Annotated in this window: 27 protein-coding genes and 1 tRNA gene; 15 read left to right on the forward strand and 13 right to left on the reverse strand. The window is 42.3% G+C overall.

Annotated features, from left to right (window positions below; genetic code table 11):
- Positions 1 to 64: 64 nt before the first annotated feature.
- Together ACJVC5_RS14455 and ACJVC5_RS14460 are read left to right on the forward strand one after the other, a co-directional pair.
- Positions 65 to 1,363 carry an inosine/guanosine kinase gene (locus ACJVC5_RS14455; protein WP_408096238.1) on the forward strand — a complete coding sequence of 433 codons (1,299 nt, stop codon included), beginning with the start codon at positions 65 to 67 and terminating at the stop codon, positions 1,361 to 1,363.
- The gene (locus tag ACJVC5_RS14460) at positions 1,363 to 2,343 is read left to right on the forward strand and encodes a hypothetical protein (protein ID WP_408096239.1); all 981 of its coding nucleotides are present in this window, start codon (positions 1,363 to 1,365) and stop codon (positions 2,341 to 2,343) included. Before ACJVC5_RS14455 ends, ACJVC5_RS14460 begins: the two co-directional genes overlap by 1 nt.
- A gap of 3 nt (positions 2,344 to 2,346) precedes the next feature.
- On the opposite strand, the gene ACJVC5_RS14465 is transcribed toward ACJVC5_RS14460, so the two are convergent.
- Positions 2,347 to 2,913, reverse strand: a complete 567-nt coding sequence (locus ACJVC5_RS14465; protein WP_408096240.1) for a hypothetical protein — start codon at positions 2,911 to 2,913, stop codon at positions 2,347 to 2,349.
- A 61-nt stretch (positions 2,914 to 2,974) separates the two neighbouring features.
- Between ACJVC5_RS14465 and ACJVC5_RS14470 the strand changes: the two genes are divergently transcribed.
- The 5 genes from ACJVC5_RS14470 to ACJVC5_RS14490 all read left to right on the forward strand — a co-directional run bounded on the left by ACJVC5_RS14470 (position 2,975) and on the right by ACJVC5_RS14490 (position 7,871).
- On the forward strand, positions 2,975 to 4,189 hold the full coding sequence (locus ACJVC5_RS14470; RefSeq protein WP_408096241.1) for a hypothetical protein: 1,215 nt from the start codon (positions 2,975 to 2,977) through the stop codon (positions 4,187 to 4,189).
- Positions 4,155 to 5,261, forward strand: a complete 1,107-nt coding sequence (locus ACJVC5_RS14475; RefSeq protein WP_408096242.1) for a M28 family metallopeptidase — start codon at positions 4,155 to 4,157, stop codon at positions 5,259 to 5,261. Before ACJVC5_RS14470 ends, ACJVC5_RS14475 begins: the two co-directional genes overlap by 35 nt.
- 48 nt (positions 5,262 to 5,309) lie before the next feature.
- On the forward strand, positions 5,310 to 6,494 hold the full coding sequence (mnmA, locus tag ACJVC5_RS14480; RefSeq protein WP_408096243.1) for a tRNA 2-thiouridine(34) synthase MnmA: 1,185 nt from the start codon (positions 5,310 to 5,312) through the stop codon (positions 6,492 to 6,494).
- 442 nt (positions 6,495 to 6,936) lie between these two features.
- The gene (locus ACJVC5_RS14485) at positions 6,937 to 7,257 is read left to right on the forward strand and encodes a hypothetical protein (protein ID WP_408096244.1); all 321 of its coding nucleotides are present in this window, start codon (positions 6,937 to 6,939) and stop codon (positions 7,255 to 7,257) included.
- 125 nt (positions 7,258 to 7,382) lie between these two features.
- Positions 7,383 to 7,871, forward strand: a complete 489-nt coding sequence (locus ACJVC5_RS14490; RefSeq protein WP_408096245.1) for a hypothetical protein — start codon at positions 7,383 to 7,385, stop codon at positions 7,869 to 7,871.
- A gap of 67 nt (positions 7,872 to 7,938) precedes the next feature.
- On the opposite strand, the gene ACJVC5_RS14495 is transcribed toward ACJVC5_RS14490, so the two are convergent.
- The 5 genes from ACJVC5_RS14495 to ACJVC5_RS14515 all read right to left on the reverse strand — a co-directional run bounded on the left by ACJVC5_RS14495 (position 7,939) and on the right by ACJVC5_RS14515 (position 11,211).
- The gene (locus ACJVC5_RS14495; protein ID WP_408096246.1) at positions 7,939 to 8,469 is read right to left on the reverse strand and encodes a hypothetical protein; all 531 of its coding nucleotides are present in this window, start codon (positions 8,467 to 8,469) and stop codon (positions 7,939 to 7,941) included.
- A gap of 85 nt (positions 8,470 to 8,554) precedes the next feature.
- Positions 8,555 to 9,424, reverse strand: coding sequence for a S8 family peptidase (locus tag ACJVC5_RS14500; protein ID WP_408096247.1), 870 nt, complete (start codon positions 9,422 to 9,424; stop codon positions 8,555 to 8,557).
- Between the two features lie 73 nt (positions 9,425 to 9,497).
- Positions 9,498 to 9,581, reverse strand: a tRNA-Leu gene (locus ACJVC5_RS14505).
- Positions 9,582 to 9,692: 111 nt separating this feature from the next.
- Entirely contained in the window at positions 9,693 to 10,439 is a 747-nt protein-coding gene (locus ACJVC5_RS14510) for a hypothetical protein (RefSeq protein ID WP_408096248.1), read from the reverse strand.
- Between the two features lie 82 nt (positions 10,440 to 10,521).
- Positions 10,522 to 11,211, reverse strand: coding sequence for a hypothetical protein (locus tag ACJVC5_RS14515; RefSeq protein ID WP_408096249.1), 690 nt, complete (start codon positions 11,209 to 11,211; stop codon positions 10,522 to 10,524).
- Positions 11,212 to 11,475: 264 nt separating this feature from the next.
- Here ACJVC5_RS14515 and ACJVC5_RS14520 point away from each other — a divergent pair, with 264 nt between their 5' ends.
- The 3 genes from ACJVC5_RS14520 (at position 11,476) to ACJVC5_RS14530 (ending at position 12,557) form a co-directional block, all read left to right on the forward strand.
- Entirely contained in the window at positions 11,476 to 11,847 is a 372-nt protein-coding gene (locus ACJVC5_RS14520) for a hypothetical protein (RefSeq protein WP_408096250.1), read from the forward strand.
- Positions 11,848 to 11,989: 142 nt separating this feature from the next.
- A complete protein-coding gene (locus tag ACJVC5_RS14525; RefSeq protein WP_408096251.1) occupies positions 11,990 to 12,211 on the forward strand; it encodes a VF530 family DNA-binding protein in 222 nt (73 codons plus the stop codon).
- A 103-nt stretch (positions 12,212 to 12,314) separates the two neighbouring features.
- The gene (locus ACJVC5_RS14530; protein WP_408096252.1) at positions 12,315 to 12,557 is read left to right on the forward strand and encodes a hypothetical protein; all 243 of its coding nucleotides are present in this window, start codon (positions 12,315 to 12,317) and stop codon (positions 12,555 to 12,557) included.
- A gap of 86 nt (positions 12,558 to 12,643) precedes the next feature.
- Here ACJVC5_RS14530 and ACJVC5_RS14535 read toward each other — a convergent pair whose 3' ends face one another.
- The 3 genes from ACJVC5_RS14535 to ACJVC5_RS14545 form a co-directional block, all read right to left on the reverse strand.
- The gene (locus ACJVC5_RS14535; protein ID WP_408096253.1) at positions 12,644 to 14,248 is read right to left on the reverse strand and encodes a hypothetical protein; all 1,605 of its coding nucleotides are present in this window, start codon (positions 14,246 to 14,248) and stop codon (positions 12,644 to 12,646) included.
- 62 nt (positions 14,249 to 14,310) lie between these two features.
- Entirely contained in the window at positions 14,311 to 14,718 is a 408-nt protein-coding gene (locus ACJVC5_RS14540; protein WP_408096254.1) for a hypothetical protein, read from the reverse strand.
- Positions 14,719 to 14,764: 46 nt separating this feature from the next.
- Positions 14,765 to 15,895: a hypothetical protein gene (locus tag ACJVC5_RS14545; protein WP_408096255.1), complete on the reverse strand. Its 1,131-nt coding sequence runs from the start codon at positions 15,893 to 15,895 to the stop codon at positions 14,765 to 14,767.
- 142 nt (positions 15,896 to 16,037) lie between these two features.
- Here ACJVC5_RS14545 and ACJVC5_RS14550 point away from each other — a divergent pair, with 142 nt between their 5' ends.
- Together ACJVC5_RS14550 and ACJVC5_RS14555 are read left to right on the forward strand one after the other, a co-directional pair.
- Positions 16,038 to 16,760, forward strand: coding sequence for a hypothetical protein (locus tag ACJVC5_RS14550; RefSeq protein WP_408096256.1), 723 nt, complete (start codon positions 16,038 to 16,040; stop codon positions 16,758 to 16,760).
- Positions 16,761 to 16,866: 106 nt separating this feature from the next.
- A complete protein-coding gene (locus ACJVC5_RS14555; RefSeq protein ID WP_408096257.1) occupies positions 16,867 to 18,390 on the forward strand; it encodes a carboxylesterase family protein in 1,524 nt (507 codons plus the stop codon).
- A 31-nt stretch (positions 18,391 to 18,421) separates the two neighbouring features.
- On the opposite strand, the gene ACJVC5_RS14560 is transcribed toward ACJVC5_RS14555, so the two are convergent.
- Positions 18,422 to 18,844 carry an RNA recognition motif domain-containing protein gene (locus ACJVC5_RS14560; RefSeq protein WP_408096258.1) on the reverse strand — a complete coding sequence of 141 codons (423 nt, stop codon included), beginning with the start codon at positions 18,842 to 18,844 and terminating at the stop codon, positions 18,422 to 18,424.
- Between the two features lie 164 nt (positions 18,845 to 19,008).
- On the opposite strand from ACJVC5_RS14560, the gene ACJVC5_RS14565 reads away from it, so the two are divergent.
- Entirely contained in the window at positions 19,009 to 19,440 is a 432-nt protein-coding gene (locus ACJVC5_RS14565; RefSeq protein ID WP_408096259.1) for a hypothetical protein, read from the forward strand.
- Here the strand turns inward: ACJVC5_RS14565 and ACJVC5_RS14570 are convergent.
- From ACJVC5_RS14570 to ACJVC5_RS14580, 3 genes are read right to left on the reverse strand one after another with little or no spacing between them, the layout of a single operon-like run.
- Positions 19,430 to 19,786, reverse strand: a complete 357-nt coding sequence (locus ACJVC5_RS14570) for a nuclear transport factor 2 family protein (RefSeq protein ID WP_408096260.1) — start codon at positions 19,784 to 19,786, stop codon at positions 19,430 to 19,432. The two genes, ACJVC5_RS14565 and ACJVC5_RS14570, sit on opposite strands and share 11 nt — an antisense overlap.
- A gap of 2 nt (positions 19,787 to 19,788) precedes the next feature.
- Positions 19,789 to 21,411: a CRTAC1 family protein gene (locus tag ACJVC5_RS14575; RefSeq protein WP_408096261.1), complete on the reverse strand. Its 1,623-nt coding sequence runs from the start codon at positions 21,409 to 21,411 to the stop codon at positions 19,789 to 19,791.
- Complete coding sequence (locus ACJVC5_RS14580; RefSeq protein WP_408096262.1) at positions 21,408 to 22,136, reverse strand: SDR family NAD(P)-dependent oxidoreductase; 729 nt, start codon at positions 22,134 to 22,136, stop codon at positions 21,408 to 21,410. Before ACJVC5_RS14580 ends, ACJVC5_RS14575 begins: the two co-directional genes overlap by 4 nt.
- Positions 22,137 to 22,240: 104 nt before the next feature.
- Between ACJVC5_RS14580 and ACJVC5_RS14585 the strand changes: the two genes are divergently transcribed.
- Positions 22,241 to 23,725 (forward strand): sensor histidine kinase, encoded by a 1,485-nt coding sequence (locus ACJVC5_RS14585; protein ID WP_408096263.1) that lies wholly within the window; start codon positions 22,241 to 22,243, stop codon positions 23,723 to 23,725.
- A 41-nt stretch (positions 23,726 to 23,766) separates the two neighbouring features.
- Positions 23,767 to 24,318, forward strand: coding sequence for a hypothetical protein (locus ACJVC5_RS14590; protein ID WP_408096264.1), 552 nt, complete (start codon positions 23,767 to 23,769; stop codon positions 24,316 to 24,318).
- The last annotated feature ends 20 nt before the right edge of the window (positions 24,319 to 24,338 follow it).

A 24,338-nucleotide genomic window follows, 5' to 3' on the forward strand; every position in this document is an offset into this window, starting at 1 on the left:
CCATAAATTCTGGGCTTTCGTCCATGAAATGGTTTATAAATGGGACACACTCTAAGAGGTATTTATGAAGTTTCCCGGCCGGCGCAACACCAAGCACTATTTCCCAGTAGAAGATAAACCCCGTAGCTCTTTTGACGAAGAAATTAATCGTCCAGGGAACGTTTATGTGGTGGGGATTGATCAGCTACTCGTTGATATCGAAATTCCGGTTGATGACGCCTTCTTAGAAAAACATAAATTCACCAAAGGTGAGTCCTTCATCATTGATGATAACCTGGCCGATACCATTTACTGGCAATACAAAAACGCCGGGCAGATCACAGGTGAGTTCCCTGGTGGGGCCGTAGGAAATACCCTTCATAACTTTTCCATTCTTTCAGATTGTCCATCAGTGGCCCTGGGAACAATTAATAAAAATATCGAACTTGGTGACTACGCTTTTAAATATATCTGTAACACCAGCTCGAAGGTGAACCTGACTTATCTTCAGCCTTGTCCACGTCCAATGGGCCGTGCTCTTTGTTTCGTGAGCCCTGATCGCGATCGTACGTTTGCCATCAGCAAAGGCTGTATGAACGATCTTTCGCCAGAATTCATTCCGGTGGACGTGATCGAAAAAGCGGCCTCACTTCTGGTTTCTGCTTATACTCTTCGTGATGAAAACTCTTCGATCTTTAAATCAACTTTGAGAGCACTTGAAGTGGCAAAAAACGCTAATGTGCCAGTTGTTCTTTCACTTGGTACAAGCGGTCTTGTGAATGAAAAGAAAGACCTCCTTTTGGACATTATTCCAAAATACGTTTCTGTGATTGCGATGAATGAATCTGAGGCCCTGTCTTTAACAGGAGTTTCTGATCCACTTCGTGCGGCCGAGAAAGTTCTCGATATGTGCGATATGGTGCTTTTAACTGTGGGCGCTCGCGGTCTTTATATTGGTGCTCTGACAGATGCGGCCCATGCTCGTGAAACGAAAGAGCCTCTTCATACAAAATCAATCGTTGAATACAACAAGTATGAGTACTCACGTGCTCGTCGTCGTGCTGATTGTGATGGTGTCTTAAAAGTTTACTCGCACATTAACCCGTTCCGTGGTGGACCTCAGATGATTAAGAACACCAACGGTGCAGGGGACGCGGCACTTGCGGCCGTTCTTCATGACATCTCTGCTTGTCAGTACCACAAAAACAAAGTTCCAAATTCTCCGAAGCATAGTGCGGCCTATTTGACTTACTCTTCGATTTCTCAAATTAGTAAGTATTCAAACCGCGTATCATTCGAAGTTCTAAGCCAGAACTCGCCACGTCTTCTTCGTGGTCTTCCTGAGAAAGAGGACGGACTAGAAGAAGCATACTGGGAAAAGTAATGGCCCAGGATCAAACCAAGAAAGAGGCCCTCTTCAATGAAGTGAAGGGGTCCCTCTTTGAGTATTTGGTCGCCAAAGAAATCGCCCGTCTTGGGAATGAAGAGTTACAGTTTCAACAAACCCTCGATCGAAACTATCTTCACGTTTTGTCTCAGCAAGACAGAATGGTGAGACAGTTTTATCCGGAGATGCTCCCTTTTTTGAATCAAGTTTCGAAAAATACCGTTACCCGCATGGTGGAGTACTTAGGGAAACTTCCTAAGAATCCAAAAGTGATGGGTAAGTTTTCTAATTCGGCCATTCATGATGAAATTCATGAGGCCGACCTTCTGGTGAATATTGAAGAGGTTCTTCTTCCTGTGAGTTTGAAACTCAATAAGAAGCATGCTTATGTGAACACCAAGAGTGGGGGAATCAAAAGTTTCTTTCTGCAGTACTTTCCCTTCTTAGAAACGTCGATTCAGGAAAGATTCAATCAGTTAGTGGATCTGGAATTTGGCCGCATGGCCGTTGAGCTTCATGCTCTTCACGATCTGGATTATTTGGGGAACTTTGGATTGTGGGTGCAGAAAGGTTTCTCTGAACTACCGGGAGAGTTGGATCAAGACTCGAGAAACATTTTAAAGGCCTATTACGCTCGCATCGCTCAAGAAATGCATTCAATTCTTTCAAACGCTCAGAAACAAAACCCGGAAGGTTTTGCGGCCTCGTTGGCCCCATTAATGGGCTTTGGTAAGAGTGAGATCCTTCAGGTCATTTGTTTTCATGAATTTCCTTCAGGAGAATCTCCGGAGATTGATCTTCACACATATTCTGATCTCCAAAAATATCTCAGTGAAGCGAAAATTGGAGAGTTTAATTCCATTGCGAGTGTGGAATTAGATATTGGCCCGTGGTCACTTCATATCAGAGTAAAGCCCATGAATAAGTTCACCACAACAGCAATCAAAATTAATTGTTCGATTAAGGTAAGAAAGTAAAAACTAGGCCACCCAGTGCTTTTTCACTGTTTCCGGATCTAGTGTTTGAATGTCAAACGCATATCCATTTCTTCCCACGAGAGTGTGGGCACAATCTAGCCAAAGAGAAGTGTGGTTTGTGGCCAGATAAATGGTCTTGTCTTTCGTCGATTCCATCACACTCTTCTTAAAACTTTGAAGCATGAAAGGTGAAAAAAGATCTTCATTCATATCAATCAGAAGATTCTGAGAAGGATTCATAAGACCCTTCAGAAGACTGGTCATGAATTTTTCCCAAGTTTGAGAGTCTTGGGTCAATTGATGAGGTTGCTTTAAAAGGCTTAACAGGGCAAGCCACTCAGGTTTGAGGGTATGTTCCAGTTCTTTTAAACTAGAAGGTCCAATTTCAATTTGGAGATTGTCCCAGAGTGAAAGATGCGGATGAAGAGAGGTTTCTGCCTCAATATAGGAGAAGCTATTTCCCTTCGCCGGACAATTCGTCTTAAGAAGTTGAAGTAGGTCCTTCAAGACCTTCCGGTCCTGAGTTTCTTTCTTATAAAGGTAAATGCCAAAAGGCCTCTGCGAGTTCATCTAATTAAACATCGGTTAAATCCACGTGGAACCTTAAAGGAAACTCACTTATAATTCCTACATGGACATGAAAAAGAAGCTGGAAGAGGCCTATATACCCGACAAGCAGAGTCAGAAAGAGAAAGTTATCATTGGTTTATCCGGTGGTATCGACTCCTATGTTACGGCCTATCTTTTAAAGATTCAGAAGTATGATTTAATCGCAGTAACGGTGATTAATGATTGGGAAGATTGGAAAGGTGACTCTTCTCAAATTCTCTCATGCCACATCAATCCAAAAAAGCTCGATGAGATTAAAGAGTTTTGCCAGAAACTCAGCATTCCTCTTCAAGTTGTGAAGGCCTCGGGCGAATTTAAAAATGAAATCATAGACGAGTGGATGGCCAGTAGACTCAGTGGCACTCTGGCCCGACCTTGTTGGAACTGTCATGAACTTCGCATGCGCGTTCTTCATCAGAAGATGAAAGAGGCCAATGTTAAGCATTTGGCGACTGGGCATTTTGCAAAGCTCTTTCATCAGGACGCGACCGGGAAAGTTTTTGTTCATACATCAAATGACGAAGAGAATGATCAATCGGCCCTTCTGTCTCGTCTTCCTCAGGAGATTTTGAAGGATCTTATTCTTCCTCTCTCTGATCTTACGCAAAAAGAAGTTTTAAAACTTGCAGAGAATTTTGGTGTCGTAGAAGTTCCAAAAACTCTCAAGATGCATCAGTGCCTAAGTTGGAAAGAGGAGATGACTCCGATCTTTACTTCCCTGATTCCAGAGCGGCTTCGAAAAGAAGGCGAGATCATGACGGCCGATGGAAGCAGTACCATTGGAAACCACTTTGGTGTTTTTCATCATACGCTTGGTGAGAGTTTTGAATATAGAAATGTTGGTAAAACCACCAAGGGCTATATTGGTGAATACACCTCAGGGAATGCTCTGATTAAAGTAGAAGAAGAAAGTTATTTCTTACGAGATAAAATCCTTCTGACAAACTGCGAGTTCTCGGCCGAAACTATCTGGACCGAACCTCAGAAAGGTTGCTTGGTTGTGTCGCCGGACAAAGTTTATGAATGCTGGGTCCATCCTAAGACCTTGTCATCCGCCTATATTGAATTAACTAAACCGGAATTTTTAATTGAAGGTGATCTTTTAAGTGTCATCAAGAAGAAAGGCAAAAATTCCAAAGTTTTCCTCACGGGCAAGGTCCAATATCTGCCCCGTGATCCTGAAGTTGTAGAAGGAGAAGAAAGTGTTCCGAAAGTTGATTATTCCCGCGATTTTTAGTTTATCGTTTTCGGCATTTGCCGGACGTGCTCCCTCTACCTATTTCCAACTGAAGAGTGATCTTCAGCAGGTGTCGAATAAGAACCTGGTTGAATGGGTGAATACTTTTGTGAAGGCATCAGCTCCTTCCCGCATGGTGGGTATGCCTGGGCATGAAAAAGCACGGAACTATCTTTTAGAGACGATTGAGAAGCTTGATCCGAAAAAGACTGGAAAGCTTTCCATGAATTCTGTTTCGCCAGAAGTGGATACAGTGAAGAAGTTTTATCAAAAAGATTTTGATGAGAAGGTCGAAGGAAAAATTCCTAAGGGCAGTCCTGATTATATGAAGTGGCAGAAGTTCACGGCCTACATGCAGAACCTGGCCAACTCACAAAAGAACAATCAGGTTGAAAATATTGTGTGGGAAAAACCAGGAATTAACACTCACCGTGTGTTAGTGGTGACTGCTCACTATGATACGATTTCTCACGATCCAAAAACACTACTAGTGAAATCCAATGAGGCCATGCCTGGTGCCAACTACAATGCTTCTGGAGTTGCAGTTGCTTTGGGTCTGATTAAAACCATGGCCCAGTTTGATTTAAATTATTCCGTTCAGGTTGTTTTCTTAGACTGGCAGGGAATTGGTTTTCACGGTTCTGAACTTTATGCTCGAGAACTCAAAAAAAATGGAAAAGAAGTCTTAGGTGTTGTGAACCTTGAAATGTTGGGACAAGACTCGAGCTTCTTTGATAAAACCAAAAAGACCGGCAACATGTCGATCTATCTTCGTGACAACGCTGATGAGGCCCGCTGGGTTTCTAAGCTGCTTGAACACGGAAAGAAAATCACCACCAAAGTGACCTTTGAAGCTAAACCAAATGGGTTTGAAAATTCGGATAATTTCCGCTTTTGGGAGCAGGGTTTTATGTCCGCGACTTTCTCTCAGAATTGGGAGGACGACTTTAATCCAAAGTTCTACCAAACGGCCCAGGATACCCCAGAAACGCTTAATCACGAGACTCTCTGGCATGCTTATCAATATGTTGGAGGCGCGGTCATCGGGACACTTCTGGATTTGACCAAGTAAAAACTCCTGCACCCTTCCTAAAGGGTGCAAAATCCGCTATAAACCGGCATGGACTTTTCTTACCAGCCGGAGCTCTTAAAAGAGTACGGAATCAATCTAACTCATGAAGAATATCTGGCCAATGGTCAGAAGACCGTTGTTGTCGGCATGTCCGGCGGCGTGGATTCTTCTGTCTCGGCATTGATTGTAAAACTTCAAGGTTACCGTGTTCTGGGTCTCTTTATGAAAAACTGGGACGAGACCAATCCAGATGGCACATGTCCGGCCGATATGGATTATCAGGACGTGATCAAAGTTTGTGAGAAGCTTGATGTTCCATACTACTCAGTAAATTTCGTGAAAGAATATTGGGACGGAGTTTTCTCTGAGTTCCTGAATGATTACCGTAAAGGTCACACACCTAATCCGGATATTCTTTGTAATCGTGAAATTAAATTCAAAGTGTTCTACCAGAGAGCGAAACTTCTGGGCGCTGATTATCTCGCCACTGGCCACTACTGTCAGCTTGAGAATGGAGAGTTAAAGAAAGGTGCGGATCTAAATAAAGATCAGACTTACTTCCTCTATGCGGTTCAGAAAGAAGTTTTCAAAGATGTGCTCTTTCCAATTGGCCATCTTCCAAAACCTAAAGTGCGTGAGCTAGCAACAAAGTTTGATCTCGCGACTTCTGCAAAGAAAGATTCAACCGGTATTTGTTTTATCGGTGAGAGAAACTTCAAGAATTTCCTCTCTCAGTACATTGAGAGCACGAAAGGAAATTTCATTGATATCAAGAACGGCAAAGTGGTGGGTCAGCACGACGGCACTTGCTTCTATACTCTTGGCCAACGTAAGGGCATGGGTGTAGGCGGACCTGGAGAACCATGGTTCGTGGTGGCAAAAAACTTTGAGAAGAATGAAGTGATTCTTGCTCAAGGACAAGATCATCCCGCACTTTATGCTGATGGGTTAACGGCCGTAGAGCTTAATTGGCTTACAAATGCTCCAGAAGGGACTTTTAAGTGTAAGGCGAAGGTTCGTTACCGCCAGCCAGAGCAGCCATGTACGGTGACGATTGAAAACAATAGCGTGAAAGTCGTTTTTGATGAGCCTCAACGGGCCATGACTCCAAGACAATCAATTGTCTTTTATCAGGGAGAAATGTGTATCGGTGGGGGAATCATTAACGAGATCAGTCCGAACTATCACGAACTCGGGAAGGGACTACCAGAGTTCCTTTCGGTTAAGGTCTAGACCCTTATTTTGGGCCTCAGGTTTCTTTTTAGCTTCAAACCCCTGACATTCACCAAGCCCGGCCATCGACACGATTTTCGAGGGTTGTTCCTTACATTGGATGCCAAAGCGGCGGCAGCCATTCGGTGTTTTCTGGTCCCAAGTGATGTAAAAATGTCGACATTGCGCGCAGTTAGGGTTGCTCATAGCTAAATTCTATTGAATTTCCTGCGTGGCGCACAAGCGGGCAACAATTTCCAACGTGTACAATCTTTGGCCGGTGTTAAATTAGACAGCATTAAAAGTTTTACATGCACTGGGTCATTTCCTCCTAAACCACCAAAAACTGATGCTTAATAAGCTTAAGGCAGCACTGCTCCAGTGCCATTTGGAATCCAAACTGATGGCACAGAGCATGCATTATGAAACTAGGTAAGGTCCCCTAGGACCATGAAAGGAAGCTATGAACGTTACGGGAAGAGAGCAAGTTGAAGCAGACACAGTGAATGTGGTTTCGCTCTTTGGTAGAACAGCAGAGATGGCAGCTACGATGATGGATCCGATTCAGGAACTCATTAAAGAGGCCAAGATGGAAGACTTTGATCTTGAGATTGAGATCGAAGAAGAGAAACCTGTGATGATGGCCCCTCGTAAAGTTGTGGATCAGAATCAATTCCCTGACCAGTCGATGTTCACACTGCAAGAGCAGTTATCGACTCTCAAATCCAGCCTTAATCGAATTAGATTTTACTTAGGTGATGTGGAAGATCTACTTCCTAGATAAAAGCGAAAGGCCCTCTTATGAGGGCCTTTTTTGTATTATCTGCTATAAATTATTTTCAATGAGCCTTTAGTTTATTTTTATTGGGGATATAGTGACCACCATTTTAAATTTACCTAAGGAATACTATGAAAACTCTCATCGCACTTTCTATGGTTCTGGCCTCATCTTTATCATTTGCCAAAATTGACAGAGTTATTCCAAACGATGAAGCAATTGATGTTCTATCTGCTGTGGTTATGTCTCTTGAATCTCATGATCTTGATTGTAAAAGTACAGTTGGATCAGCTTCTGTCGCAAAAGCGAGCGAGTTCAATTGGAATGGAATCATCCAGGCCATGTCTCTAAGTTCTCGATCTAGTATCTACAAAGTTGAAGTCTCGGATGATCTTTCTCAGCCGGTTATCTCTCTAACTATTTCAAAAGATAATTCAAACGTTGAAGTTACTAAGCTAACCACGAATGCTGAAATGACTTTGGTTACGAATGTTTCTTATGTCTCGAAGTATACTACAAAAACATCAACAAGAGTTAATACAGGTACTATCATCAATCCTAAGTTCGAAACACGAACTGAAGTGAAAGAAACAATCCTGAATAAAATTGATTGCGAATAATATTAGAGATAGCAAAGGGCCCTCTCGCTCCGAACGGAGTTTCGAGGGCTTTTTATTTGGACAATAATTAGTCGATTTTTGTCTTAGCAGCTTTCTTGAAGAAGATACCTACGTGAGTAGCACCTTCGCCACAAACAGCAGCAGCGTCTGTAACAGCTACTTGAAGGGCCATTGTACCGTGCTTATAGAAGTACTTTGTAGGGGCCGCGAATAGTGAATCTAAGTAAGCTTTCCCTTCTGCACAGTTAGCAACTGGTGAGCCATTGATTGAGTAGGCCGTAGAATCAGTTTTTGTGAAAACCATATTCACGTTATCAGCTTGGCCAACGAGGTTATAGCGACACTCAGTTCCTTTCTCATAGTAAGAAGCAACAAATTTACCGTTATCAAGAGTGTAATCAGTCGTCATATATGTGAAGATGATTGCTTTGTTTTTGAATTCTTGGGGAACAGCTTGAGTTGCAGTATTAGCAGCACCACCACAAGTGAAACCACCATTTTGGGCCAACCAACGCTCTTGAGCGCCAAAGTTAATGTCTTGAGCGAACGCTGAGAATGCAGAAGCAGTAAGAGCTAAACCTAAAATCACTTTTTTCATATTTCCTCCAATAGGTTAATATCTTTGTGTGATAAAGTTTATATCTTCATACTTTCGTTCGGTCAATCAAACATGCTGAAAAGTTTTAATCTAAGCTCAAAAATTTATTCTTTTGCACTCTACCGGCCAGGCCCGATTTAGACTTCGCCTTGGACAAAATCAGCTTTTTAAGTTCTTTGCCACTTAAACGAGGATATTTTTCTTTGAAAATGGCAGCTGCTCCAGAGACCACAGGTGCTGCGGATGATGTTCCATTATAAAGACGATAGGTGAGGGGGTTAATTGTTCTGTATACAGTTATTCCATCATCAATTCCTCCGGCCGGAGCTGCGATTTCCACTCCAGGTCCCCAGTCAGAATAGATGGCCAATTGAACAGGAGGATCTAATAAGGCCGCTCCTACGATAAGAGCATTCTCTCCTAACTTTTCTGGAATAAATTGTTTTCTATTGCCAGCAGCGATCACAAATAAAGTGCGTGAAAATTCTTCGTCAGTGACGTTCTTTTTAACTTCTAAAAAGTGTTTCGTTTCAAAGCTCATAGAGAGGTTAATAATTTCGGCGCCATTCTTAATCGCGTAAACAACTGCTGCAATAAGAATATTGTCGTTTGAAACTCCGTCCCTTGTGACCTTTAAGGGCATGATCTCTACATCGGGAGCTAGGCCCACAATAACGCTGGCCGATCCTGTTCCGTGCCCTTCAGCATCTAGTACGTCATTACTGGAATCAACGAAGTTCCAACCTAAAATAACATCAGCAGGAAAATCTTGAATGAGACCTGAATCAATCACTGCCATTCGCACGTCTTTACCAGTGGGAAGATTTTTGTCCCAACTGATGAGGCTTTTTAAGCGAGTGTTTTGAGGATCAATGCTTGATTGTGCAAAAGCACAGTTCATCAAAATTGATGTGAGACATAGAACTTTTAGAATAGCTTTGAAACTTGCGAGCATAGATGCCTATATATGGCGATTTCTACGTTATGGCATTCTGAATGTGTAGGGATGATTTTAAGACTGAAAAAAATGGTGCCCAGGACTGGACTTGAACCAGCATGCCTCGCAGCGCTACCACCTCAAGGTAGTGTGTCTGCCATTCCACCACCTGGGCACAGAAAATGGAAAAGGAAGACTCTAAGTTAATGGAATCAAAGGGCGGTTGTCTAGAAAATTTTAAGGGGAAGGCCGTCTTTTTTAACCAATATAGCTAAAGAGTTAAAAGTTAACAGCCGGGATCCGGGATAAACCAATAGTTTATACGGCCTTTTTCATCGAATGCAGGAAAATAGAAATCCTGAATCTTTACGCGAATTGCATTTTTCTTTGCCTCAAAAGAATCTTCTGCATATTTTTTTGCATCCACTTTCAATTTATTGAGTCTGATTCCCAAAATTTTTTTTCCATTCAAAATTGTCGGTGGGAGTTCCTCACGCTCAATGATTTCTAACTCTTTGTCGGATTCCGAAGGCGGTTTTGAAGTAATCTTAGTGATCTCAGTGAGGGGGATTTTTTTAGATAAATTTTTATCCGCGAAAACGAACTGGAGTCCTGGTCTGAATTCGATCTCATTCTCTCCAATATCCAGTTTAGGGATAAGATCTTCAATCTTCTTTAAATTAGCTTTGCTGACCTTGATCCATACTTGCTGGTTTGAGGTCGTCGAAACACGGGCCAAAATGAACTGCGGGTTAAGATCTTTAGTCTCAGTGGTGAAAACGACCATGGTACAATCACCACCTCCTTGAACACAGGCCCCTTGCAAATTCTCTTTTTTATCTAAAGCGGTACCATCGTCTTTAAAGATAGGAGTGGGCAACTCACAGTACCCTCCAGGAATATCAGTGCCGCAACTAATACCCCCGACATACACTGAATCTGAGAAGATAATATCTTTGCTAATTGTATCGGCCAGACACAAAGACTGAGAGAGAACTGTAAAAGTTAAACCAAGAATTATTTTTGTCCGCATACTATCATCATCGAAGATGCATGTGGTGAAGTCAACTTGTGGGTAAATAAGGCGCAGTCCTTAAACTGCGCCCGGAGGAAGATTATTTTAGTTTGTTAACTGAAGTGTACTGAGTGTCGAAGTGATAGTATCCGCCAGCAGTTAAAGATAAGGCATAGCTCATGGTCTTTCTAGAAGCAGACTGAAGAGCGTTTTCGAATGGTAGTCCTGGGTTTAATACTCTTAGTGTGTTTTCTTGGTCGCCTCTGATTAACTCATAATTGGCCTTAAAGCCGTCCACAATTGGGTTGATACTTAGTTTTACTGAAGAGAAACGAGCATCTTTAACCGGTAGTTCAAAAGAAATAGGCTGTGGATGAATGGTGTAATTCTCACGACCTTCAAAGATTCTAGCATTAACTTCACAGTATGAAGCGGATTCTCTTGAACCAAAATAGACATAAACGTCTTTAGTGAAGTTTGAAACCCAGTTCGATGTAAGACTTTTAACCTTAATGAAGGCCTCACCAACTTTAAAGGCGCCATTGATTTCACAAATACGTTCATTGTCATCACGGTAAAAAGATTTTGAAAGGGAGATGTCATTCGTAGAAGCTAATCTAGAAGAGCGTAAAGAGATCTCAACAGAGTAGGCCCCTGCATTGATTTCTGTTGGAATTCTTGCGTTGTTTGAAGCTTTCGTTAAATCAATCGTGCCTGTATATATTGTTTGTGCCTGGGCCGTGGCCACTAGACCTAATAATAGTCCTAGAGTCAAAATAGTCGTTTTCATGTTCTCTCCTTATGTGTGAGATGTTGTAGGTAAGCAATTTCTAGATTGAGAGAAGGGGCAAGTAAAGTTAGGGTTTTGTTGGCCAACTGTTAGCGAATATCTAAGGGGCGTTCGGAATAACGGTGTCTTATCTTTGAGTGGCCGCTTTACCATCGAAAGAGCGGCCAAAGATTTCAAATTCCCCATGAAACTCTGACATAGTCCTAACAACGAAAGCATGTCGCCTATTGTATAAGCTCCTTACCTAAAACCCCAGGAGGACTTATGAAAAAGCTTATTGCAATTTTCGCTCTATCTCTTTCTGTTTCAGCTCTAGCAAACACAATTGATTTTACATTTAAAAAAGACAGCCCAATTCCGGTTGCCCTTCAAGAACGTCTTTTAAAAGTTCTTAAAGAGCGATGCCCAGAGATGGTTCTGACATATAACCTTCGTGAGAAATCAACTGAGGTGCGTGTTGATCGCGTTGATCAAGGTGTTATTGATCATTACTACACAACAACATTCTCGGCCCGTTGGTACTCGGATGGATATCACCCATCAACATCTTTGATTACAGTTGAAAGTGTTGAGTACAGTCTTCAGAACGGTGACAATCTTGCTGTGTTAAAAATCGACGGTGAACGTTGTAATTAATTTAGTTTTTTAATGAGCTTCTCTTGTGAGAAGACACCCTGATGGTCTTCTCACAAGAGGTTTAAAACTCAAATACACAAAAATCCCGAATGCGATTAAATGCTTTGACTGGTCGAGTTTCTGCATTTACAACCTTTTGTAAATGAACCAAAAACCCAAAGACCCGCTTCACGGCAAGACCTTAGAAATGATTCTTAAAGAGTTAGTGGATTTCTATGGCTGGGAGCAGTTAGGGAACATGATCACCATTCGCTGCTTTACTCATGATCCAAGCATCAAATCAAGCCTGACTTTCCTTCGAAAGACCCCTTGGGCAAGGACCAAGGTTGAAAATCTCTATCTTTACATGCTGGAACAGCTCTAGCGTTCACTGGAGTTATCACTTTCCGTTCTGTAAAAGATGCATAAATTTTGATTAAGTCTCTCCATCCAGCGTAAAAATCTCTCCATTAAACCTGGGAGAAACCATGAAAAAGTATTTAGTAGCAGTAACTTTATTAGCTTCAATGTCGGCCTTCGCTGACCCAATTCTTGACTGTGACAAAAGGGCCCTTGATACTGCTCTGGAAATTTCTCCAGTAGCCCACATCACTGAAGCTTCTGTTGAATCAGATCTTGAAGTTTATATGGTTGAACTAGAAGGTAAAACAGCAGTGCTGTCTTTTGATCGTGACTGTGACTTCTGGGACATGGAAATATCTGAACAATAATTTCTCTCTAAGAACCTACTTTCAACTTCGGAAGTAGGTTCTTTTCTTAAGTTTCACTTTCTCCGGAGAAAGTGATTATTTCATCTTTACTTGCAACAATACGGCACATCGTAGGCGACTCCCGCATCTTTCATCCCGTTCTGTGAGCACGGATTTTTAAACGCTCTGGTTCCACCAATCCCGCCACAAGAGGCGAAACACTGACCGTTCTTCACACCCCAATTCGGCGCAGGTTGAGTTTTTGGATCACAAATCGGTCCACAACAGTAAGGCACATCATAGGCCACGCCCAGGTCTCTCATGCCGTTACTGGCACAAGTTGTGGTGAAGGACCTTGTACCACCAATTTGCCCGCAGGAACGCATACATTGACTGTTTTTAACTCCCCAATGTGGGGCCGGTTGAGTGACCGGATCACAAAAAGAGGCGCAACAGTAAGGCACATCATAAGCAACCCCAACATCTCTCATTCCATTGGCCGCACAAGTTGTGGTGAAAGATCTCGTCCCACCCATCTGGCCACAGGAGCGCATGCACACTCCATTCTTTACTCCCCAATGAGGTGAGGGTTGAGTAGATGCATTACAGATAGAAGAGTTTTTTACCGGCAAGATCGAAATATCAATGGGGATAAAATATAAACCACCAGGTAGTGTTCTCGCAGTGGCCGTTCCAGGTTTCGAGATAAACGACCCAAATACTCCCCAAGTTTGCATCACTGGATTGTAGGCCCAACGAAAATATTCAATTGGATTGTCCGGTAGAGTATAGGCCGATTGAGAATAACCATCGAAAGCACCATTCTCAGTCACCGCATTGGTCGCACCAATTTCTAAGTTATAGCAGCCAGCAATGTTATCAAGTGGAGACCTACATCCATTTTCACCTCGCGCTCCTGTGAAAAAGAATTTTCCAGGTTGAATCTCTTTCACATCAAAAAGATCCGCGGTCCCATTGGCCGTCTTGGGATTGTAGGTATTAAAGGCCGTCCCATCAGAATTAATCCGGGCCATCGCTGGATTAAATTCAATCGAACGAGAAATAAGCTTGATCCATTTACCAGCGGATTTATCAATATTGACCTGGGTCCAACTTAAATAGGCCTTGCCATTAATTGCACTGGTTAATTTAGGAACCGAGGCACTTGGAATAAGATTTGGATTCGTGCTCGATACTCCATCTACATAAACCTTTACCGTAGAGGCCACAATCTGGTTATTAGCATCCACTCGACCGACACAAGCTCCAACACTTCCACTAAAGCCTTCACCATGACATTCGAAGGCCACGTATTTCACACCGCCAATAACTGCAACAGTAGGGTCATATGCAGTGGTAACAGTTCTTCCATCAGCAATCTTCGCGATGGGCATGAAGGCGAATTTTAAGAAGGTGAGACTCTTCTTACTAAAGTCCGCGCGATACAAGGCAACTCCCCATCTCTGCCACGTACATTCATTCTTTGCATCTTCTCCCGTGAGCCCTGAATAGATCATACGTCTTCCCCAGAAGAGTGTCTGATCAGTTGGGTCTTGCTGATAAGAAGTGGTGTTACAACCTTGGGTAGACCAAGCTTGTGAGGTGGATGTAGTTACTTGATAGCTTGTCACTGTTTGACTGCTACTTGCGACAGAGGATTGATTGCTAGGATGACAGGCCACACAGAGAATAAGAAGAATGAGTTTTTTCATACGGAACTTATCGGAAAATTCCTAATAGGGAAAAGTCCTTGAGAACAAGTTCTGATGACAGGTCAGCAGCCAAGTTTCTTTTCTGACTTCATGGCCTCTTCGCGATTGAGTTCTTTTAAATTGAGAGCTTTTGCTTCGCCACCTACATTCAAGTACTCAAGGTAGTTACCTTGTTTGAAATCAGGATTTAATTTGCAAGCGGGAGTTTGAGAATAAACAGAATCTAAAATATAAGCGCCCTCACCACTGGCAAGTGTGACATCAGTATGAGAAAAACCGCTGGCGGTTTTTAGATAAAAAGTAAGCACGCGTTTTTCACCCACGTGGGCCACAATCAAATAACCTTCACCCAGACCTCCTGACCCAATCTGGAAGTATTTCACCAGATCGTTTTTGCTGGCACCCAGCTCTTTGAGTTCAGGGTTACAGGCAGCACACAGGATAAGAAGAATGAGGCTTAGTTTTTTCATGTCCCCCTTATCGGAGGATTAAGGAACTTATTCACTCAAATTTTCTTTAGATAATGATTTTAGTGAGTTGTCCCAAGAGGACCTTCCAGGGAACCTTCATGGCCACTACGGGAAGGAACGGCAAAAGAATCGCCACGATCAAAGGGAGGAGGTCTTTCAAAGTAAAAGGGACTAACCGCATGTGATGAACTCTTTCAATCACTGAATTGCTTGAGTCAACACTTTGAAAATCTTCATCTTGTAGAATGTTGTCCTTGGAATCAATTTCGGCCACCAGCCATTTTTTCTCGAAGGCCTGAAGTTGTCTTCCCATTAATGTTCCATACTCAACAATGCCTCGGTGTTTGGCCTCTTTCATCGCCGGAAAGAAAAATAAAAGAGGGCCCGCCAGGAGAAGCAAAAACGCTCCACAAAGAATTCCCAGAATCATTTTCATGTCAGTGACATCAATTCCCTCATAGAGGACTAAGTTCAGCATACTTCCCGCGACAGAAACGGAAATGGCGAAACAAGGGACAATAAAAAAGACGAGAAGATGGCCAAGAAATCCCAGCCCACCACAATCATCTCCATTGGAAGGCCTTAAATGGAGTTCCATCTTGGAGACTTTTTTAAGAAGACGGCACCATAAACCAACGCGATAAAGAAAGTAGAAAAGAAAATAAAAATAAAGTGGCTGACTGATTAATGTGAACCACCAGCCGGCAAGTGAAATATTGCCATTCTCCTTTCGCCATACTGGATTTTCTAAATCGTTAAATTGAAGAAGATAAACCGCCGCCACTAAATATACGAGAACAAAGATTACGATCTTCGCCCAGTTCGAATCTCTCAGACGTTTCGTCTCGTTAATCTGATATTTAAGTGCATTGTAATCTTTTGGATCTAGAATCTCGGCCTCGATGAATTGATAGAATGACTCTCTCAGATTTTGACCCGACTTCATGCTGGAGAGAAGAAGAAGTGGGAGCGCGATAAGAAAACGCATATGGATGGCGTAATCCGTCAGTACTGAATTTTGCGAAGCAAGTAGGGAGAGTACAATCAACGGGACCCAGGTGATTAAGACCAGCGAAAGAACGCGAGACTTGGTTTTACTTCTTCTCCACCAAGCATCAAGAACAGGTATGTTTCCGAAAAGATCAATTTGATAACCACTGGTGCTGTCGATGTGCATAGGCCCTGCCTTTCTTGACTCTGCAATTCTTTCAGCAATAATCCCAATGATGAGTCTAAAGTCTTTTTAACCAATCGACTAAGAGGACCGCATTAATCTAGCCGAATACCCATTTTATATAAACTTTCTAATCATTTGTTCCATGTTATGGATCATCTCAGTTATTACTTACAAATGGGGTAAAAAGGTCAGGGAAGCTTCTCCCATCGAGACCTTCAAAATTTCAGAAATCATCTCCACTAGCTCCTTTGCCATGCTCAGTTTGATTCTAGGTTTTACCTATTCCATGGCCGTGAGTCGTTTTGAGTTAAGAAGAAAGTTAGTGGTGGATGAGGCCAATGCCATTAGCACCACTTATCTTCGAGGGAAAATCATTCATGTGGATGCGGCCAAATACAAGCAGCTTTATAAACACTATCTCGACCTGCGGATTGAGTCCTATGACAGCTATGACAATCCAGAAAGAATGAAGGAAATAAAAAGAGCAACTGGGCTGATTCAAAAAGAAATTTTTTTGGATTTAGAGGACATCACGTTAAAAAATCGTGGGGCCCTGGAGAGTGCTTATATCTATGCCCTGACGGGAATGTTTGATAGTGAATTTGAAAGATCTATTGCTCTGGATATAAATCTTCCTACAACTATTTATATAATCATCATCATGATTGCCATTGTGACCATTGGCATGCTCAACTTTGATCGGGGCTATAGTCAAAAAGAGAGTCATTGGGCCATGACCTTATTCATTGTGGTTTTTGCTGTCGTGGTTTGTTTTATTCATGACCTTGATCATCCTCACACCGGTGCCGTTCGAATCAGTCAGGCGGCCTTACTCCAGTTGAGAGACTCCTGGGTCTTCCAGTAAATTCTCCTTCACTGCTTCCAGCTGTTTATCAGTGTGAACACTAACCATTTAAGTAAGAAAATGTTAAGCTGACGGTTCTTTTTTATCTCTGTTAGCGTCATAGGTTATGAAAACGTTAATTATCACTCTGATATTTTGCTTATCTGCCATCGCCGCCCCAGCACCTTTTATTCATTCAGAAGGCACAACTTTCATCGGACTTAATGGACCCAATGATACTGAGGCCTACTTTGGTATTCCTTATGCTCAAGCACCTGTAGGAAATCTTCGGTGGAAGGCCCCGAGAAAAATCCGCTTGGGTAGTCGGGTGGTAGCGCAAAGAATGGGGCCCGTCTGTGCTCAACAATGGAACTTATTTTCCAATGTGGGTCCTGATTTTGAAGGACAGGCCGTGGGATCAGAGGACTGCCTCTATCTGAATGTTTGGAAACCTCGCCAAAATGCAAGCTATAAGCGCCCGGTGTTTTTCTGGATTCATGGAGGATCAAACACCAAAGGAACAGCCAACGACCCAAACTATGATGGTGCTTGGTTTGCTCAACACAACGATGCCATCTTTGTGAGTGTCAATTACCGTTTAGGTCTTTTTGCTTCTTTCATTCATCCATCTCTAGATACCGGGAATAAACTGGACAATGCCGGAAACCATGTGACTCTGGATCTCATCATGGCCCTTCATTGGGTCAAAACGAACATCGAAAACTTTGGCGGTGACCCTGACAATATCGTGATCGCCGGCCAATCCGCCGGATGTATGAACGTTTGGGGACTTCTTCAAAGTCCAATGGCAAAAAATCTTTTTAATGGCGCTATTTGTTCGGCCGGTCTTCCGAATGCTTATCCAAAACTCGTGATCGAAGAGCGCTCAGATAATCTTCTTTATGACCTTCTTGTTGCAGATAAAATTGTTAAAGACACTGATGAAGCAAAGGCCTGGGTCCGTAAGCAAGGACCTCAGACAATTAGAAAATATCTTCTCTCTAAATCGGCCGCAGAACTTCTGGCAATCCCGCGCTTTATTGTTCCTACTCAACACGTTTCTGATGGAACCGTTCTGCCTTTTGATGGTCTCGCCTCGGTCATGACTGGCCGATACAACCGCGTCCCTTTAATTCTTGGTTCAACCATTGATGAGGCCACTTATCTCGTTGGAGCGGCGATGTTTAAACCAACAGAAGGAGACCTTTTCCGCATGCTCAATAGCGGCAGAAGCTACGCTCGAAGTGATATTATCAAAGATGAGTATCTAGCAACGTTTAATGGAATCACTCGTAGTAGCAGTATTGGACTTTCAAACTCATTGGAAAGCATTGCCCAATCTCTTCGTGTCTTCAATCCCAATATTTACAAATACCAATTTACCTGGAAGGACACGGCCGAACCTTGGAAGGGTATTTTCGGCGCGTTTCACGGGATTGATGCCATTTTTTATCTTGGAAACTTTGTTGAAGACCGTCCGCATTTTGCGAAATTTGCCTGGAGACCATCTAATAAGAAGAGTAGAGAAGAACTACGGGATCACATGTCTCAGTATTTTAAATCATTCTTGCATCACGGAGATCCCAACGAAGGTCATCATGGAAAGGAATGGTCGAACTATTCTAGATCCGGACACACTTTTAGATTTTAAAATAAAAGGCCCGAATAAATCGGGCCTTTTTTTATTTCGTTTTTGTTTTATAGACCAGTGGATTTGATTTTCTCTTCATCTCATTGCGAGCTTTCTTCGCAAGCTGACGGGCCACATAATCCAGATCTTTTTCTTGTTTCTTTGGTTTAACATTCACTTGATTTAAGTGGGCCGGCACACGTTGAACGAAAGCATTCTTATTTGGTGTGGCCCATTTTGCCTTAACAGTTCTTCCATCAAGCGCTTTTTGATCAAGTCCAGCGATGGCCGCCTTGGCCTCATCAACTGTGCTCATTTCAACAAAGGCCATCCCGCGCGATTGGTTTGTTGTGGGCTCAACCACGATTTTAATATTTTTGATCTGGCCGAATTTAGCAAACAAGCTGCGAACACCGTTACGGTCGCGGTTATAGCTAAGGTTCGAAATATAGACTGTGCTATTGGAAGTATTCATGAAAATCCTTAAAATGACTGTTTTTTCGGTCTTTTAACACGCCTCTCACCATATGTCTAAAGGTTGAGCAGGGCCTGTAGATAATTCCTACACGGTCTTTTAACCAACATCCAGGGGGTTAAAGGACCTATGATTGATTTAATAAATTATTTCGAGGAGTAGGTATGAAATTCAAAGTTGCTTCGGCCCTTCTTGCCCTTACTGTTAGTCTGAGTTCTTTTGCCAACTGTGCTCTTTCAACCAATGATGCACTTACGGGCGAGATTCTTTCTGAAAAGGGATATCACATCGTTGAGAATCGCGCAGACGCCCTTTTTCATATCGAAGTGGTGAATGAATTTTCGAGCTCTGAGGCAGTTTGTAAACTTGGTCTTTGTACCGCAGAAGTTTCTCGCGATATCAAAGTCACGGCCCTGACTTCAATTGATATGAGTGCCTTCAATATGCAAAATAGTCGTAGCGGCACACAGATCTTCCGTAAGAAAAATGCCCCTCGCGCGGCCGAAAATGAAAAAGAGCTAAGAATGATGCTGGATGCTTTGGATGATAAACTGCAGTTCCAGTATAACGATTGTCGTCCTCGTGTTAACGAGTAAACCAAACGTATCCAATCAGATTGTCTCTAAATCCATAAATAGCAACGACGTGACTGGGAGCTTGGGCCCCAGTCACTCCTGTTACCCATTCTTCATCTAAGACTGAATCATTTAAAACGGTGCGGGAACGAAGCTCACAATGAAGCTCGGGATTCTTATCAAAACGCTCCCGGTACATTTCTTTAAACGTATGAATATTGTCACAGGTCTTCTGAGAGTCTGCCCCTAAGCGCCAGACCTGAACTTCTGGATGAAAGAAAGTGCAAAACGTCTCAATGTCTCTTTGATTGTAGGCATCAAGTTGTCCCTGGGCGAGTTCAATCATTCTTTCTTTTGATATTTTCATTCTTAGGGCTCAGTAATGGTTATAGTGGTGTTCACTTTTGGAGCATCAATAATTTGAGTATGGCCCGAACTCCAATTGATCACAATGCTGTCAAGTTTAGAGACTCGTCCTAGACCAAAATGAAGAACAGGATCATTCTGTTGATTAAAAGTCCCAGTCGTTCCTTCCACCTGACGCATGAACATGCCCTTAGCATGTAGAACTCGAACTTGAGTTGTTACAGGGATGGTTCCTGATTTTTTACCAATGAGACGGATCTTTAAATAACGATTGCCTGATGATTCCACATTTTTAAAAACCCTGATTCTCGCTGGTACATCAACATCCTCTCGTCCTGAAACGATCAGATCCATTTTCCCATCATTATTAAAATCGGCCCAGGCGCCAGCATAGCTGTCTAGGACCATAGGGCCTTCTTTACTCACATTTTCAAATTTAAAGTTTCCCGTATTTCTAAACAGGAGTGAGTAAGCATATTTAAGATTGTAGACTTGAGAGACATACATATCTAACAATCCATCATTATCAAAATCCGCGGCCGTTGAGTGAGACCATAATTCATCACCCTTATATTTAGAGTAGTCACCGATCGGCATGATAGGAAGACCAGAATTCTTTCTTACATCCACTAGTTTGTAGTAAGGGGCGCCAGTGTTTTTGTAGATTTTTGAATCGTCACAAACATACCCGCGGTAGTCATAGGAACCTTTGGGTGTCTTCCCCACGAATTTATGAACGAGGTTTGATACCCATAAATCCAAGTTCCCATCGTTGTTAAGATCGGCCCAAACTGATCCAATGGTGTGCCCATAGAGAGGACCGAATTTCTTTTTGTAGTATTCATCGTAATAACGTTTGGTATCGTATTCACCTTGCACGTTAAGTTTTTTGGCCACGTCTACCATTTTTCCTTTCTCAATCTGGAAAAGAAAGTTAGGGGCCAGGCGATAATTGGAATAGTAAATGTCAGGCGATCGGTTGTTGTTGTAATCGGCCCAAGCGATTCCTCTCACATAGGCCGGGAACTTGTTCATCTCATGCTCAGAACTAACTTCTTTAAAGGCGCGACCATTTTGATTGATGAAGACCTTAGGAGAAACAAACTTAAACTGGTTGTTTTCCTGTTTTTCGTGACGGCCAACTAAGAGATCGGGCCATCCGTCTCGGTTTAAATCCCCAAAGGAAATGGCAAACACGTCGGATGGAAGTTTTAATCCATACTGTTCACCGACTTCCACATACTGCTTATCTTTAAGTAAATGAACCTGCCCCTTGCTCGTTACGATGTCGAGTTCTCCGTCATTGTTAACGTCCATGAAAAGGGGATAGCCTTTCAGAAAATGAAGATTCATTTCTTGGGTCACATCTTGAAAACGAATGTGATCACGAGTTGAAATGTTTTTGTACAAACGGTCTCGGGCAATAAAATCAACTTTACCGTCTTTGTTATAGTCTCCAATAATAATGGAAGAAGTACTTTCTTCTGCCACATTGGCCTCATGAGTAACGTCTTCAAAGAAAACTTTTCCTTCTGAGTTTATCGAGGCCACATCACGCACTGGAGTTTGAGTAGAACAACTGGTGAGGACGGAAACAAGAGTTGGCACCAGTATCAATTTCTTCATAGCATTTCCCTTATATCATAGAACGACTGATTGATTTTCTCTGGCGACTGTAAAAGCTCATACAGTCCCAGTGCCACCGTATCGGGTGAAAGGAGAAGCTTCTTTTGCTTTAACTCCTTAAATTTCTCTACATTTTTAAAGTTAGAGCTCTTCTGTTTTCTAATTGTTTCCTGCATTTGAGTGTCCATGACCCCAGGAGCGAAGCTCAAAGCGCGAAAGTGCTTTTTTGCTTTAAAATCTTCGTTTAAACAATCAGTAAACATTTTTAGTCCACTTTTCGTAGAACAGTAGAGGGACCAGTTCACAATGGGATGGAGGGCCGCACCGGAACTGATGTTCGTGACCGTGATGGGACAAGTTTTTCTCTGGAAAGTCTTCATGAGCCAGCCGGTGAGAAGCATCGGGGTCATGAGATTAAGTTGAATATGTTTCCCAACGTCCTCGTATTTAAATTTTTGAATTTCACCAATGGGTTCAATCGCCGCTGCATTATTGATGAGATGAATGGCTTTTATTTTTTTTAAATCTATTTTACTCAACGCTTTGTGGAGCTTTGTTTCGAGTCCCTTCCAGTTCGCAAGATTATGGGAGATATGAAAATGACTTGGATGGGAAAAATTATTTGTGCGCGAAAGAGAAATAACAAGATGTTTCTCTTTGAGAACTTGCTTGAGCAGAGCAGAACCTAGTCCCTTTGAAGCACCCGTGATGATGAAAAGCTGCATAAGTCTTCCTTGAAGCAATGATAAAGGTAATAGGATTTTAACACGAATATGGTTTTTTGTTTTCTTAAGTTGTTCCTTAAAGGCTTAAATTTTACATTCGGTCGATGGGTATAATCAGTGAATTAAATCCTGTTCTAACAGATGAAATTCAGCGAGTGGCACAAATTGGATACTGGAAGTATCTGGTTGATGAAAATGAGCTTCAAGGAAGCCAGGTGATCTATGATATTCATGAAGTGCCTAAAGGCATGGAAATCAGTCTTGTTGAAGCCTTTAACTACTATTTGCCTTCCTCGCGTTCACTTCTCGAAAAACATTTTAAAGACTGTGTTGAGCTCGGTATTCCCTATGATCTTGAGGTCATGATCCAGACCTATAACAAAAATAAAAAGTGGGTAAGGACCATTGGCCATCCGAAAATAATTAATGGGAAAGTGACTGAGGTCTATGGAGTTTTTCAGGACATTACTCACAATAAAAATCTCTATGATGAAGTGGTCTCTTCAAAGGCCAGACTGGATTTAGTTCTTTCGTCGATCAAGATGGGTCTTTGGGAATGGGACTGTACCAATGATCGTTTGATCTGGGACGACACTTTATATGAAATTCTTGAGGTAGAACGGAACATTAATGTTTCTCCAAGTGAGATGTTTGAAAAACTTGTTCATCCTGATGAAAAACAACGAGTGATGGCGGCAGCGAAAGAAGCGCTAGAGAGTGATAAGGAATATAATATTCATTTTCGAGTGATTACTCCGAAGGGAAATACGAAACACATTATGAGTCGAGGAAAGGTCCTAAAAAAAGATGGAATTACCTGGTTCACAGGTCTAAGTTGGGACATTACCCGTGAAGTGGTTCTTCAAGAGACCATTAAGGCCCAGGAATCGAGGATTCAGGCCTCGGCCCGTCTTGCTAGCCTTGGGGAAATGGCCAGTGGAATAGCCCATGAAATTAATAATCCATTATCAGTCATTCAGACCCAGGCGGATTTTCTCAAATTAAAACTAAATAAGGGGTCTTTGACTGAAGAGGCGATCAATCAGGGACTGGATAAGATCATTGAAACCTGTGGAAGAATTGTAAAAATCATTAAAGGCTTTCGAACTTTTTCAAGAAATGCTGAGAATGATCCTATGATGTTGGTGCAATTGGATGAGATTTTGAATGATTCTCTCACTCTTGTTTCACAGAAGTTTAATTATTCTTCGATCGAAATTAATATTGATAAAGATGATAACCTGACGGTCATGGGACGTCCTGCCCAGCTAGGTCAGGTCTTTTTAAATCTTCTGAGTAATTCCTTTGATGCCATAGCTTGTTTGGAAAAACGGTGGGTCAGCATTGAAGTTAAACGAGTGGATGATAAAGTGAAACTGCGTTTCATTGATTCTGGAAGTGGGATTCACCATTCTTCTCTTGAGAGCATCTTTCAGCCATTTTTTACCACCAAAGATGTAGGGAAGGGCACAGGGCTGGGTCTTAGTATTTCAAAAGGAATCATTGAGGATCATGGAGGAAAAATCCATTATGATCATACCTCAAAAAACACCACATTTGTGATTGAACTCCCCGCAGTAAATTCCTAAAAAAGTTGATTTATGGGTCTTTTAAACATAAAACTTTCCCCATGAAAAATATCCTTTTTACCCTTGTTGTTGGTTTTATTTCTTTCTCAGCTCTGGCCGAAGATTTCGATCTTCGGGGCCTTTGGATGCGCACAATTGCAGAACCAGAGGAGAGACCACTCACTTTTATTCAGGTAAATGGAGTTTATTATACTCGTTCGCAAGAGCGTTTCGTATATCCAAACGGAACTCTTTCCCACACGATTGATCAATCGGTGAAACTAACTGTTACTCCGGAAGGAGAAGTTAATGGAACCGTCGATTTTTTCGACTCTCGTGGTTGTTCTTATCGTAACCTGCCTGTGACGGGTGAGTTCCAATCAGCTGATCTGATAGGATTTCTTATGACGGTTCCTCGTTACAGAATCGTTACCATCACGGCCGGTAATCATTCTCGCTACCAACATCCGATTTATTGTGATGCTCATATCCCATATTATCCGTATCGCTACCGTTACATTTGTGGTTATGAGAACCGTCAACTGAGCGTTTCTCGTGAATGTCAGCTGATTGAGACGGTTGAAGTTCCGGTTCAGTTACAGCGCCAACTTTAGTGCACTAAGTCCTGTCATTT

Source organism: Peredibacter sp. HCB2-198, from assembly GCF_045999315.1.
Lineage (GTDB): Bacteria > Bdellovibrionota > Bacteriovoracia > Bacteriovoracales > Bacteriovoracaceae > Peredibacter.

Bases quoted from the DNA above. Each gene is read 5' to 3' on its own strand.
- ACJVC5_RS14455 (WP_408096238.1), top strand. From the start codon at position 65: ATGAAGTTTCCCGGCCGGCGCAACACCAAGCACTATTTCCCAGTAGAA.
- ACJVC5_RS14460 (WP_408096239.1), top strand. From the start codon at position 1,363: ATGGCCCAGGATCAAACCAAGAAAGAGGCCCTCTTCAATGAAGTGAAG.
- ACJVC5_RS14465 (WP_408096240.1), bottom strand. From the start codon at position 2,913: ATGAACTCGCAGAGGCCTTTTGGCATTTACCTTTATAAGAAAGAAACT.
- ACJVC5_RS14470 (WP_408096241.1), top strand. From the start codon at position 2,975: ATGGACATGAAAAAGAAGCTGGAAGAGGCCTATATACCCGACAAGCAG.
- mnmA (WP_408096243.1), top strand. From the start codon at position 5,310: ATGGACTTTTCTTACCAGCCGGAGCTCTTAAAAGAGTACGGAATCAAT.
- ACJVC5_RS14485 (WP_408096244.1), top strand. From the start codon at position 6,937: ATGAACGTTACGGGAAGAGAGCAAGTTGAAGCAGACACAGTGAATGTG.
- ACJVC5_RS14490 (WP_408096245.1), top strand. From the start codon at position 7,383: ATGAAAACTCTCATCGCACTTTCTATGGTTCTGGCCTCATCTTTATCA.
- ACJVC5_RS14495 (WP_408096246.1), bottom strand. From the start codon at position 8,469: ATGAAAAAAGTGATTTTAGGTTTAGCTCTTACTGCTTCTGCATTCTCA.
- ACJVC5_RS14500 (WP_408096247.1), bottom strand. From the start codon at position 9,424: ATGCTCGCAAGTTTCAAAGCTATTCTAAAAGTTCTATGTCTCACATCA.
- ACJVC5_RS14510 (WP_408096248.1), bottom strand. From the start codon at position 10,439: ATGCGGACAAAAATAATTCTTGGTTTAACTTTTACAGTTCTCTCTCAG.
- ACJVC5_RS14515 (WP_408096249.1), bottom strand. From the start codon at position 11,211: ATGAAAACGACTATTTTGACTCTAGGACTATTATTAGGTCTAGTGGCC.
- ACJVC5_RS14520 (WP_408096250.1), top strand. From the start codon at position 11,476: ATGAAAAAGCTTATTGCAATTTTCGCTCTATCTCTTTCTGTTTCAGCT.
- ACJVC5_RS14525 (WP_408096251.1), top strand. From the start codon at position 11,990: ATGAACCAAAAACCCAAAGACCCGCTTCACGGCAAGACCTTAGAAATG.
- ACJVC5_RS14530 (WP_408096252.1), top strand. From the start codon at position 12,315: ATGAAAAAGTATTTAGTAGCAGTAACTTTATTAGCTTCAATGTCGGCC.
- ACJVC5_RS14535 (WP_408096253.1), bottom strand. From the start codon at position 14,248: ATGAAAAAACTCATTCTTCTTATTCTCTGTGTGGCCTGTCATCCTAGC.
- ACJVC5_RS14540 (WP_408096254.1), bottom strand. From the start codon at position 14,718: ATGAAAAAACTAAGCCTCATTCTTCTTATCCTGTGTGCTGCCTGTAAC.
- ACJVC5_RS14545 (WP_408096255.1), bottom strand. From the start codon at position 15,895: ATGCACATCGACAGCACCAGTGGTTATCAAATTGATCTTTTCGGAAAC.
- ACJVC5_RS14550 (WP_408096256.1), top strand. From the start codon at position 16,038: ATGTTATGGATCATCTCAGTTATTACTTACAAATGGGGTAAAAAGGTC.
- ACJVC5_RS14555 (WP_408096257.1), top strand. From the start codon at position 16,867: ATGAAAACGTTAATTATCACTCTGATATTTTGCTTATCTGCCATCGCC.
- ACJVC5_RS14560 (WP_408096258.1), bottom strand. From the start codon at position 18,844: ATGAATACTTCCAATAGCACAGTCTATATTTCGAACCTTAGCTATAAC.
- ACJVC5_RS14565 (WP_408096259.1), top strand. From the start codon at position 19,009: ATGAAATTCAAAGTTGCTTCGGCCCTTCTTGCCCTTACTGTTAGTCTG.
- ACJVC5_RS14570 (WP_408096260.1), bottom strand. From the start codon at position 19,786: ATGAAAATATCAAAAGAAAGAATGATTGAACTCGCCCAGGGACAACTT.
- ACJVC5_RS14575 (WP_408096261.1), bottom strand. From the start codon at position 21,411: ATGAAGAAATTGATACTGGTGCCAACTCTTGTTTCCGTCCTCACCAGT.
- ACJVC5_RS14580 (WP_408096262.1), bottom strand. From the start codon at position 22,136: ATGCAGCTTTTCATCATCACGGGTGCTTCAAAGGGACTAGGTTCTGCT.
- ACJVC5_RS14585 (WP_408096263.1), top strand. From the start codon at position 22,241: ATGGGTATAATCAGTGAATTAAATCCTGTTCTAACAGATGAAATTCAG.
- ACJVC5_RS14590 (WP_408096264.1), top strand. From the start codon at position 23,767: ATGAAAAATATCCTTTTTACCCTTGTTGTTGGTTTTATTTCTTTCTCA.